Genomic DNA, 10,254 nt, shown 5'->3' on the forward strand with positions numbered 1-10,254 from the left:
AACTGCGCACGCTCGCCGAACGTAACCGGCTACTCCACAAACGCGGACGCCGCCTGAAGATGCTTGATCGCGTCACTCACGATCGATTCGATCAGCTCGGCGCACGACGGCAGGTCGTCGAGGATGCCGGCCACCTGGCCGGACGCCAGCACCCCGGCCTCCGTATTGCCTTCGACCAGACCGGCTTTCAGCAGCATCGGGGTGTTGGCCGCCATCAGGACTTGCGACCAGGTCAGTTCCTTACCGTGGCGCATCGCCAGGCCGTCGTTGATCATCGACCGCCAGGTCATCTGCGACATCTGCTTGAACTTTCCCGCATTACGCACCGCCGCGGTGAAACCGCGCACCGGCGAACCGCTTTCCAGCTTCTCGACCAGCTCGGTGCGCAGCACGCGGTGCGGCATGCCGTCGACCCGGGTGGTCACCACTGTGCCGTCCAGCGCCGCATCGAGATAGCGCCTTTTGACCGCATCGGGCACAGTGGAGTCCGAGGTGAGCAGGAACCGCGTGCCCATGGCTACGCCGGCAGCGCCGTAGGACAACGCCGCGGCCAACCCGCGCCCGTCGAAGAATCCGCCCGCCGCGATCACCGGAATGCCGCTGTCCTTCACGGCATCCAGCACCGACGGCAATAGCAGCGTCGTGGCGACGGGTCCGGTGTGTCCGCCGCCCTCGCCGCCCTGCACGATCATCGCGTCGGCACCCCAGGCCGCGACCTTGCGCGCGTGGTTGGCCGCGCCGATCGACGGGATGACCTCCGCCCCAGCCTCTTTCAGCCGGGTAATCAGCTCCTGTTTGGGCGCCAGCGCGAACGATGCCACCTTCACACCCTCGCGGATCATCAGCTCGACGCGGTCGCCCGCGTCGGCGGCGTCGGCGCGGATGTTCACGCCGAACGGCTTGTCGGTGGCGGCCTTGACCTTGCCGATGGCCGTCGCCAACTCGTCCAGGGTCATGGTGGCCGAGGCCAGGATGCCCAGCCCGCCCGCGTTGGCGGTGGCCGACACCAGGCGGGCACCGGCGACCCAGCCCATCCCGGTTTGCACCACCGGATGCTCGACGCCGACCAGTTCGGTCAGCGGCGTGCGCAATTTCATGACCGGATCTCTCTGTCCCGCAGCGCCTTCGGGTCGATGACCTCGCGGATCAGGCGCAGTTCGCCGTCGGTCGGCAGCCGGGTCTCGTCGGCATCGTCGAGGCCATGCACCTCGAATGAGGTGGCTTCGCGGACCTCATCGGGCGACACCCCGGGGTGCAGGGTCAGGGCCCGCATCGTCCGCTCCGGGCCGCCGAAGTCGAACACGCCGAGGTTGGACACCACCCGATACGTGTTGGCGAACCGGAACGCGGGGTTGTCGGCGGCCACCTTGTCCCAGCCGATGCCGCACACCACGTCGACCGCCTCGCAGAACACCCGCTTGGAGTGGGTACCGACCCAGTAGCTGGTGGCGTGGTTGATCGCGTTGCCGGGCGCGCCGCGGAGGCCGAACATCTGCCGGGTCGGGTGCTGCAGGGGCCCGAACGCCGAGATGTTCTGATTGCCATAGCGGTCAACCTGATTGGCGCCCATCACCACGTGGCGTCGCCCCCAGGCCAGCGTCTCGAAGACGCGGCCGAACGGCATCCAGCCCTCGACGGCTCCCGACGCACCTAGCGCCGGGGTGTCGGCGAGCAGTTGCGCTTCGCCGTCGGTCAGCAAGATGTCGGGGGAGAAGGTCAAACGCGCCAGCCGGGCACCGACCGACGCCATGTTGGTCATCGGGCTGACCATGATTTCGCCTGCCTCCCGGAACAATTCGGCGCAGGCGACCGCGCATACTTCGGCTCGGCTGCTCACTTGGATGCCTCTTCCTGGAAGGCTTTCACTGCCGCCTGGTAGTCGTCTTCGCTGCCCGAAAGATAGGTCTGCACGAAGCCCTGCCAGCCCTCTTCCGTCGAGGCCGCGTCGGCGTAGTGCCGCTGGAACTTCTCGTCACGGCCGTAATCCGGTGCTGCGGTGGTGAAGTGGGCACCACCGGGGGCTTCCACCACCGCGTCGACCATCATTCGGTTCACCAGCAGGGCCTGCGGCGGCACCGCCTTGATCAGCTCCTGGGTGGATACGATGCGCTCGACAGACAGGTAGCGCTTCTCGGCGGCCATCAGGAACAGGTCGTCGAAGTAGGGGTCGATGCCGGTGTATGCGGCATTGCCTTGGCTGTCGGCGAGATTCAGGTGCACAAACGCGGCGTCCAGGCGCAGCGCCGGCATCGCGATCAGCGTCTCGTGTCCGCCGCCGGGTGCCGTATAGGGGCTGGTGACGGTGGCCAGTTCGCCCTCCCAGAAGTCCGGCACCGAACTGCCCAGTCCCGCGCGGATGGGTAGAAACGGCAGCCGCTGCGCCGCCGCCTGCAACCCGCAGCGCAGCATGCCCTCGTCCATCTCCCGCGCTTCGATCGCCCCGCTGGTGCGGGCCTTGGCGAACCACGGGTCGTAGAAGGGCGGCGAGTCCAGCGAGACGAACCCGTAGTAGACGCGCTTGACCTTGCCGGCCGAGCACAGCAATCCCAGGTCGGGTCCGCCGTAGGTGACCACGGTCAAATCCGTGACGTCCGTGCGCAACATGGCACGCACGAAGGCCATCGGCTTGCGCCGCGATCCCCAGCCGCCGATGCCGATGGTCATGCCGCTACGCAGCCCCGCGACGGCGTCATCCAGTGTGCTCCGTTTATCGCTCATGGCTTCTTCACAAATGCGTCGCGGTGCTCGTCGGACACCCCAGCGAGGTTGAGCTCGAAGGTAAAGCCTTGCTCCATGCGGTAACTCGAGTTGACTCGTTGCACGTCGATGAGATTCAGTGCTTCCTTGGCGGCCCGGATGACGCGGGTGTCCTTGGCGGCGATGTCGCGGGCCACCCGCAATGCCGCCTCGTCGAGTTGGTCGCGGGGCACCACTTCGTGCACCGAGCCGAAGTGGTGCAGGGTGGCGGCGTCCACGGTCGCCGCGGTGAAGAACAGCCGCCGCATCATGTGCTGCGGGACCAGCCTGGACAAATGGGTCGCCGCGCCCAGCGCGCCGCGCTCCACCTCCGGCAGCCCGAAGGTGGCGTCGTCGGAGGCGACGATGACATCGGAGTTGCCGACTAGCCCGATGCCGCCGCCCACGCAGAATCCGTTGACCGCCGCGATCACCGGGACGGCGCACTCGTAGACCGCGCGGAACGCGGCGAAGCAGCCGCGGTTGGCGTCGATAAGTGCGGTGTATCCCTGAGAAGCTTGGGTGCGCTGCATCTCTTTGATGTCCACCCCGGCGTTGAAGCCGCGGCCCTCGGCCCGCAGGATCACCGCGTGGGTAGTGCGATCAGCGCCGGCGGCCGTGATGGCGTCGGCGAGCTCGAACCAGCCGCGCGACGGGATGGCATTGACGGGCGGGTAGTCGACGGCGACCGCGACTATGCCCGGCTCGGTGACAGTGGAGGTGATCGTCATGGCACTTCCTGTGGGGGCGGCTACCTAAGCAAGCACTTGCTTGGTACGCTAGCACAGTGACTCGCCCCGAAGGAGACGGCGCCATCAAATTGGGATTGGCCGGACGGGTGGTTCTGGTCACCGGCGGTGTTCGAGGGGTGGGTGCCGGTATCAGTTCGGTTTTCGCCGAACAAGGCGCGACCGTGGTGACCTGCGCCCGGCGCGCGGTCGAGGGCCTGCCCTACGAATTCCACTCCTGCGACGTCCGCGACGAAGAGGCCGTCAAGTCGTTGATCGACGCCATCGTCGACACACACGGCCGGCTCGACGTCGTCGTCAACAACGCCGGCGGGTCGCCGTATGTGCTGACCGCGGAGTCCAGCCCGAAGTTCAACCGCAAGATCATTGAGCTCAATCTCATTGGTGCGCTGTTGGTTTCGCAGTGCGCCAACGACAAGATGCAGGACCAGCCAACGGGCGGGTCGATCGTCAACATCTGCAGCCTCAGTGGCCGGCGGCCGTCCCCGGGCACCGGCGCGTACGGGGCGGCCAAGGCCGGTCTGGAGAGCCTCACGCAGACGCTGGCGGTGGAATGGGGGCCCAAGGTGCGGGTAAACGCGTGCGTGGTCGGCATGGTCGAAACCGAACAGGCCGACCTGTTCTACGGCGACGCCGAATCGATCGCCGCGATCTCCAAGGACGTGCCACTGGGCCGGCTGGCCAAGCCGGAGGACGTCGGTTGGGCCGCAGCGTTTTTGGCCTCGGATGCGGCGTCCTACATCAGCGGCGCCTCGTTGGAGGTACACGGCGGCGGCGAGCCGCCGCATTATCTGGCCACCACAAACGCGAGTGCGATCAAATAAAGGAGACAAGAGTTATGGGTGTGGTTGACGGCCGTGTCGTCATCGTCACCGGAGCGGGCGGCGGTATTGGTCGCGCGCACGCGCTGGCCTTCGCGGCCGAAGGGGCGCGCGTCGTGGTCAACGACATCGGTGTGGGGCTGGACGGCTCGCCAGCGGGCGGTGGCAGCGCAGCACAGGGCGTGGTCGACGAAATCACCGCGGCCGGTGGCGAAGCCGTCGCAAACGGAGCCAACATCGCGGACTGGAACCAAGCTGCCGGCCTCGTCCAGACCGCTGTCGAGACTTTCGGTGGCCTCGACGTTTTGGTGAACAACGCCGGCATCGTGCGGGACCGGATGATGGCCAACACCAGCGAAGAGGAGTTCGACGCCGTCATCGCCGTGCACCTCAAGGGCCACTTCGCGACGATGCGCCACGCCGCGTCGTATTGGCGTGGGCTGTCCAAGGAGGGCAAAGCCGTTGACGCACGGATCATCAACACCAGTTCCGGTGCGGGCCTGCAGGGCAGTGTCGGGCAGGGCAACTACAGCGCCGCCAAGGCCGGCATCGCGGCGATGACGCTCGTCGCCGCCGCCGAGATGGGCCGGTACGGCGTGACCGTCAACGCCATCGCACCGTCGGCGCGCACCCGCATGACCGAGACTGCCTTCGCCGAGATGATGGCCACGCAGGACGACGATTTCGACGCCATGGCGCCGGAAAACGTTTCGCCACTGGTGGTTTGGCTGGGCAGCAGCCAATCACGCGATGTCACCGGGCAGGTGTTCGAGGTCGAGGGTGGCAAGATCCGCGTCGCCGAGGGCTGGGCACACGGCCCGCAGGTCGATAAGGGCGCCAGGTGGGATCCGGCCGAGCTGGGGCCCGTAGTCGCCGACCTGCTGGCCAAGGCGCGGCCGCCGGTCCCGGTCTACGGGGCTTAGTCGTGCGCCGAACGTGAACCTAGGGCGAGATTTTGGCGATTTTCTCGCCGTGGTTACACGCTCGATGAGGCACGGCGCTCGGCGTTACGGATCGCAGATCACGATCGGAATCTCCCGATCGGTCCAGGACTGGTAGTCCTCGAAGTTGGGGTACATGGCCACCAGCTTCGGCCAGTACTCCGTACGCTCCTCGGCCGTCGCGTCGCGCGCACGCAATTGCAGCACTTCGTCTTTGATCTGCACGGACACTTCGGGATTGGCCTTCAGGTTGAGGTACCACAGTGGGTGTTTATCGCTGCCCACGCGGGAGGCGCCCAGAATGACGCGGTCGCCCTCGCGCAGGTAGAGCAGCGGGCTAACCCGGCGCTGGCCGGTTTTGCGTCCGGTGGTGGTCAGCAGCGCGACGGGACTCTTCTGCATCGTGCCGCCGAGTTTTCCGTTGGTGCGCTGATAGATCCACGTGTTGGCGCGTCCCAGCCATTTCAGAAAGAAGGTGAACCAGGGCGAATTCAGAGCGCGCGGCTTTTTCATCTGAATCCCGGCGGAAAGTCTTGATTGCCCGGCTTCTCCTCACCGCGCTCCGCGGGCTGCATCGTCGCCGGGCGGCGCTGAATGAACGGTGTGAAGCGGACCCTGATGTGATGGATCTCGGCTCTCCCGCTGGGGCTTTCGGCGGGGATCACGAACGTCTCCCTAACCCGCCCGCCGACCCGCCGGCCGGCCAACGAAGCCTTGGTCAGCACGTCGTACGCCGCATGCACCTCGTCACCCACAACGCGGTAGTGCGGCGGCGTCGTGTGGGCCAGGAACCGGTACTGGGGTCCGCGATCGAGGCTGCGCCGCAGATGATTTCCGGAGAACCCGTTCTTGACGCCCTGTTCGATGCGGGTGCACCCGGTCGCGAACGGAACGGCGTCGCCGTCGTGGCTGATCAGCGCATCGATGTACGCCTGCGCCGCCGCGATGCGGCTCTCGTCGGAAACGATCAAAGCTCAGATGCGCTCGATGATGGTGCCGGTCGACAGGGCCCCGCCGGCGCACATGGTGATCAGCGCCGTGCTCTGATCGGCACGCTCCAGCTCGTGCAGCGCGGTGGTGAACAGCCGGCTGCCGGTGCAGCCCACCGGGTGGCCGAGTGCGATCGCGCCGCCGTTGACGTTGACCCGGGCCATGTCGGGCTCGTGTACCCGCGCCCAGGACAGCACCACCGAAGCGAACGCCTCGTTGATCTCGACGATGTCGATGTCGCCCATCTTCATGCCGGCTTTCTCCAGCACCTTGGCTGTCGACTGCACCGGGCCGTCCAGGTGGTAGTAGGGCTCGGCGCCGACCAGGGCCTGGCTGACGATCCGGGCCCGCGGGGTCAAGCCTTGCGCACGTGCCACGGACTCATCCATCCACAACACCGCCGCCGCGCCGTCGGAGATCTGCGATGACGTGCCGGCGGTGTGGATCCCGCCCTCGATGACCGGCTTCAGCTGGCTCAAGCCCTCCACTGTGGTGTCGCGCAGACCCTGGTCGCGGGACACCATGTGGCGCTCGCTGGTGGGCTGTTTCTGCTCGTCGAGCACCGGCGCCTCGATCGGCGAAATTTCTCGGTCGAAACGGCCCTCGTCCCAGGCCCGCTTGGCGTGTAGCTGAGACTCGAATCCGAGCGCGTCGATGTCTTCGCGGGTGATGCCGCGTCGCTTCGCGATCCGCTCGGCCGCCTCGAACTGGTTGGGCAGGTCGATGTCCCAGGATTCGGCGCGCCAATTGCGGTCCGGACCCGCGTTGGCACCGAGCCCCACCCGGCTCATCGCCTCGATGCCGCAGGCGATGCCGACGTCGATCGCGCCGATGGCGATCAGCCCGGCGATCAGGTGGTTGGCCTGCTGGCCGCTGCCGCACTGGCAGTCGACGGTGGTGGCGCCGGCCTGCTCGGGCAAACCCGCGGTCAGCCAGGCGGTCCGGGTGATGTTGTTGGACTGCTCGGCGTACTGGGTCACGCAGCCGCCGATCAGCTGTTCGACGTCACCGGCGTCGATACCGGCCTTGTTGACCAGTGCCCTTTGCACCCCGCCCAACAACTCCGTCGCGTGCAAGCCTGACAGCAAGCCATTGCGCTTGCCGATCGGGCTGCGAGTGGCTTCAACGATTACCGGGTTACCCATTCCGTCAGGCTAGAACACGTTTCATTACTCTGACAAGCGAGGATGGTGACCTGCCTTTTATCTGCGCAAGAGCCGTGTTTTACTGGCACTAGAACACGTTGCAATTGAGGAGCGCATAGCTATGGCACCCCCCAACATTCCCGCCGACTTCGACTTCCTGGACCCCGACATCAACCTCGCTGGGCTGCCCGTCGCGGAGCTCGCCGAGCTGCGTAAGACGGAGCCCATTCACTGGGTCGACATCCCAGGCGGCACGGGCGGCTTCGAGGACAAGGGTTATTGGATCGTTTCCAAGCACGCGGACGTCAAGGAGATATCGCGCCGCAGCGACGTCTTCTCCAGCTGGCAGAACGGCGCAATCCCGACCTGGCCGCCGGAGATGAAGCGCGAGCAGGTCGAGCTGCAGCGCAGCGTCATGCTGAACATGGACGCACCGCACCACACCCGGCTGCGCAAAATCATTTCCCGCGGGTTCACGCCACGGGCCATCGGGCGCCTGGAGGAGGAACTCGCCCAACGCGCGCAGAACATCGCCAAAGCCGCGGCGGCGGACGGCTCCGGTGACTTCGTCGAACAGGTGTCATGCGAGCTGCCGCTGCAAGCCATCGCAGGCCTGTTGGGTGTTCCCCAGGAGGATCGTGACAAGCTCTTCCGCTGGTCCAACGAGATGACGGGCGGCACCGACCCCGAGTACGCCGACGTCGATCCCGCGCAATCGTCGATGGAACTGATCACGTACGCCATGGCGATGGCCGAGGAGCGGGGTAAGAACCCCACCGACGACATCGTCACCACGCTCATCCAGGCCGACATCGACGGGGAGAAGCTCTCCGACGACGAGTTCGGCTTCTTCGTGATCATGCTCGCGGTGGCGGGCAACGAGACCACCCGCAACTCGATCACCCACGGCATGATCGCGTTCGCGAACAACCCGGATCAGTGGGAACTGTTCAAGAAGGAGCGCCCGTCGACCACGGCCGACGAGATCATCCGCTGGGCCACCCCGGTATCGGCGTTTCAGCGCACCGCCAACGAGGACGTCGAATTGGGCGGCGTGCTGATCAAGAAGGGCCAGCGGGTGGTGATGTCCTACCGGTCGGCCAACTTCGACGAAGAGGTCTTCGAAGACCCGCACTCCTTCAACATCTTGCGCGACCCGAATCCGCACGTCGGCTTCGGCGGCACCGGCGCCCACTACTGCATCGGCGCGAACCTGGCCCGCATGACCATCAATCTCATCTTCAACGCGGTCGCCGATCACATGCCGGACCTCAAGCCGGTCGGCGAGCCCGAGCGATTGCGGTCGGGCTGGCTCAACGGCATCAAGCACTGGCAGGTCGACTACACCGGTAAGACCCCGGTGGCCCACTGATGGATTTCGATCTCACTGCGACACAACAAGCTGTCGCCGACGTTGTCACGTCTGTGCTGGAACGGGATTTGACTTGGGACGCGCTCGTCAGCGGAGGCGTGACCGCACTGCCGGTGCCCGAACGCCTGGGCGGTGACGGTGTGGGTCTGCCCGAGGTCGCGACCGTGCTGACCGAAGTGGGCCGCCACGGCGCCATCACGCCGGCACTGGCCACACTGGGCTTCGGCGTGGTGCCGTTGGTCGACTTGGCTTCCGACGAACAGCAGGACCGGTTCCTGGCTTCAGTCGCCAAGGGTGGGGTGTTGACCGCGGCGCTCAACGAGCCCGGCACGGCGTTACCTGACCGGCCCGCAACCAGTTTCGCCGGCGGGCGGCTGTCAGGCACCAAAGTCGGTGTCGCATATGCCGAACAAGCGGATTGGCTCATCGTGACGGCCGACGGCGCCGTCGTCGCGGTTTCGCCCAAGGCCGACGGTGTGCAGGTGGTCGCGACGCCGACGTCGAACGGATCGGACGAGTACACGGTGACGTTCAGTGACGTGGCGGTTCCCGATTCCGACGTGCTGGCGGGCGCGGAGCCGCATCGGGTAAACCAGCTGGCGGTGGCGGGGGTCGGCGCGTTCGCCGACGGGCTGGTGGCCGGGGCGCTTCGTCTGACTGCCGACTACGTGGCCAACCGCAAGCAGTTCGGCAAACCGTTGTCGACCTTCCAGACCGTCGCAGCCCAGCTCGCCGAGGTCTACATCGCTTCGCGCACAATCGATTTAGCGGCCAAGTCGGTGATCTGGCTTCTGTCTGAGGAAGGCCTGAAGGCCGCTGATGCCGATAGCGACCTGGACGTCCTCGGGTACTGGATAACGTCGCAGGCCCCGCCGGTGATGCAGCTCTGCCACCACTTGCACGGCGGCATGGGCATGGACATCACCTACCCGATGCACCGGTACTACTCCACGATCAAAGACCTGACCCGGCTGCTGGGCGGGCCATCGCATCGTCTCGACCTGGTGGGAGCGCAATGTTCATCGACCTGACGCCGGAGCAGCGGCAGCTGCAAGCCGAGCTACGCCAATACTTTTCGAACCTCATCTCGTCCGACGAGGTAAAGGCGATGGAGCAGGACCGCCACAACGCCGCCTACCGCGCGGTGATCCGGCGGATGGGCCAGGACGGCAAGCTCGGCGTCGGGTGGCCAAAGGAGTTCGGCGGCCTGGGCTTCGGCCCGATCGAGCAGCAGATCTTCGTCAACGAGGCGCATCGGGCCGATGTGCCGCTGCCCGCCGTCACCCTGCAGACCGTGGGGCCCACGCTGCAGGTGTTCGGCAGTGAGATGCAGAAGAAGAAGTTCCTGCCCGCGATCCTGGCCGGTGAGGTGCATTTCGCGATCGGCTACACCGAGCCGGAGGCGGGGACCGACCTGGCGTCGTTGCGGACCACGGCCGTGCGGCACGGCGACGAGTACATTGTCAACGGCCAGAAGATCTTCACCACCGGGGCCCACGA

The 10,254-nt window shown here is 66.3% G+C and carries 10 protein-coding genes and 2 pseudogenes; 5 read left to right on the plus strand and 7 right to left on the minus strand.

Annotation, left to right across the window (positions count from 1 at the left end; translation table 11 throughout):
- Nucleotides 1–29: 29 nt before the first annotated feature.
- From ipdC to echA20, 4 genes are read right to left on the minus strand one after another with little or no spacing between them, the layout of a single operon-like run.
- Nucleotides 30–1,097 carry a (3aS,4S,5R,7aS)-5-hydroxy-7a-methyl-1-oxo-octahydro-1H-indene-4-carboxyl-CoA dehydrogenase gene (gene ipdC, locus ACLP9N_RS12820; RefSeq protein WP_442407762.1) on the minus strand — a complete coding sequence of 356 codons (1,068 nt, stop codon included), beginning with the start codon at nt 1,095–1,097 and terminating at the stop codon, nt 30–32.
- The gene (gene ipdB / locus ACLP9N_RS12825; protein ID WP_442407763.1) at nt 1,094–1,837 is read right to left on the minus strand and encodes a cholesterol ring-cleaving hydrolase subunit IpdB; all 744 of its coding nucleotides are present in this window, start codon (nt 1,835–1,837) and stop codon (nt 1,094–1,096) included. Before ipdB ends, ipdC begins: the two co-directional genes overlap by 4 nt.
- Entirely contained in the window at nt 1,834–2,718 is an 885-nt protein-coding gene (gene ipdA / locus ACLP9N_RS12830; RefSeq protein ID WP_442407764.1) for a cholesterol ring-cleaving hydrolase subunit IpdA, read from the minus strand. The genes ipdB and ipdA overlap by 4 nt, the downstream gene beginning before the upstream one ends.
- Nucleotides 2,715–3,467 (minus strand): (7aS)-7a-methyl-1,5-dioxo-2,3,5,6,7,7a-hexahydro-1H-indene-carboxyl-CoA hydrolase, encoded by a 753-nt coding sequence (echA20, locus tag ACLP9N_RS12835; protein ID WP_442407765.1) that lies wholly within the window; start codon nt 3,465–3,467, stop codon nt 2,715–2,717. The genes ipdA and echA20 overlap by 4 nt, the downstream gene beginning before the upstream one ends.
- Nucleotides 3,468–3,523: 56 nt before the next feature.
- Between echA20 and ACLP9N_RS12840 the strand changes: the two genes are divergently transcribed.
- Both ACLP9N_RS12840 and ACLP9N_RS12845 read left to right on the plus strand, forming a co-directional pair.
- Nucleotides 3,524–4,309, plus strand: a complete 786-nt coding sequence (locus ACLP9N_RS12840) for an SDR family oxidoreductase (protein WP_442407766.1) — start codon at nt 3,524–3,526, stop codon at nt 4,307–4,309.
- A gap of 14 nt (nt 4,310–4,323) precedes the next feature.
- Nucleotides 4,324–5,229: an SDR family oxidoreductase gene (locus tag ACLP9N_RS12845; protein WP_442407767.1), complete on the plus strand. Its 906-nt coding sequence runs from the start codon at nt 4,324–4,326 to the stop codon at nt 5,227–5,229.
- Between the two features lie 84 nt (nt 5,230–5,313).
- Here the strand turns inward: ACLP9N_RS12845 and ACLP9N_RS12850 are convergent, their stop codons facing one another.
- The 3 genes and pseudogenes from ACLP9N_RS12850 to ACLP9N_RS12860 form a co-directional block, all read right to left on the minus strand.
- Nucleotides 5,314–5,760, minus strand: a complete 447-nt coding sequence (locus tag ACLP9N_RS12850; RefSeq protein ID WP_442407768.1) for a nitroreductase family deazaflavin-dependent oxidoreductase — start codon at nt 5,758–5,760, stop codon at nt 5,314–5,316.
- 71 nt (nt 5,761–5,831) lie between these two features.
- Nucleotides 5,832–6,218, minus strand: a pseudogene (locus tag ACLP9N_RS12855) (hypothetical protein); the annotation flags it as partial.
- A gap of 3 nt (nt 6,219–6,221) precedes the next feature.
- Nucleotides 6,222–7,382, minus strand: a complete 1,161-nt coding sequence (locus ACLP9N_RS12860; protein WP_442407769.1) for a steroid 3-ketoacyl-CoA thiolase — start codon at nt 7,380–7,382, stop codon at nt 6,222–6,224.
- A 121-nt stretch (nt 7,383–7,503) separates the two neighbouring features.
- On the opposite strand from ACLP9N_RS12860, the gene ACLP9N_RS12865 reads away from it, so the two are divergent.
- From ACLP9N_RS12865 to fadE29, 3 genes and pseudogenes are all read left to right on the plus strand, one after another.
- On the plus strand, nt 7,504–8,754 hold the full coding sequence (locus ACLP9N_RS12865; protein ID WP_442407770.1) for a cytochrome P450: 1,251 nt from the start codon (nt 7,504–7,506) through the stop codon (nt 8,752–8,754).
- Nucleotides 8,754–9,785, plus strand: coding sequence for an acyl-CoA dehydrogenase family protein (locus ACLP9N_RS12870; protein WP_442407771.1), 1,032 nt, complete (start codon nt 8,754–8,756; stop codon nt 9,783–9,785). The genes ACLP9N_RS12865 and ACLP9N_RS12870 overlap by 1 nt, the downstream gene beginning before the upstream one ends.
- Nucleotides 9,770–10,254: pseudogene (fadE29, locus tag ACLP9N_RS12875) on the plus strand (acyl-CoA dehydrogenase FadE29); the annotation flags it as partial. The gene ACLP9N_RS12870 and the pseudogene fadE29, both read left to right, overlap by 16 nt.

The organism is Mycobacterium sp. (assembly GCF_052144515.1).
Lineage (GTDB): Bacteria > Actinomycetota > Actinomycetes > Mycobacteriales > Mycobacteriaceae > Mycobacterium.

Bases quoted from the DNA above. Each gene is read 5' to 3' on its own strand.
- ipdC (WP_442407762.1), bottom strand. From the start codon at position 1,097: ATGAAATTGCGCACGCCGCTGACCGAACTGGTCGGCGTCGAGCATCCG.
- ipdA (WP_442407764.1), bottom strand. From the start codon at position 2,718: ATGAGCGATAAACGGAGCACACTGGATGACGCCGTCGCGGGGCTGCGT.
- echA20 (WP_442407765.1), bottom strand. From the start codon at position 3,467: ATGACGATCACCTCCACTGTCACCGAGCCGGGCATAGTCGCGGTCGCC.
- ACLP9N_RS12845 (WP_442407767.1), top strand. From the start codon at position 4,324: ATGGGTGTGGTTGACGGCCGTGTCGTCATCGTCACCGGAGCGGGCGGC.
- ACLP9N_RS12850 (WP_442407768.1), bottom strand. From the start codon at position 5,760: ATGAAAAAGCCGCGCGCTCTGAATTCGCCCTGGTTCACCTTCTTTCTG.
- ACLP9N_RS12860 (WP_442407769.1), bottom strand. From the start codon at position 7,382: ATGGGTAACCCGGTAATCGTTGAAGCCACTCGCAGCCCGATCGGCAAG.
- ACLP9N_RS12865 (WP_442407770.1), top strand. From the start codon at position 7,504: ATGGCACCCCCCAACATTCCCGCCGACTTCGACTTCCTGGACCCCGAC.
- ACLP9N_RS12870 (WP_442407771.1), top strand. From the start codon at position 8,754: ATGGATTTCGATCTCACTGCGACACAACAAGCTGTCGCCGACGTTGTC.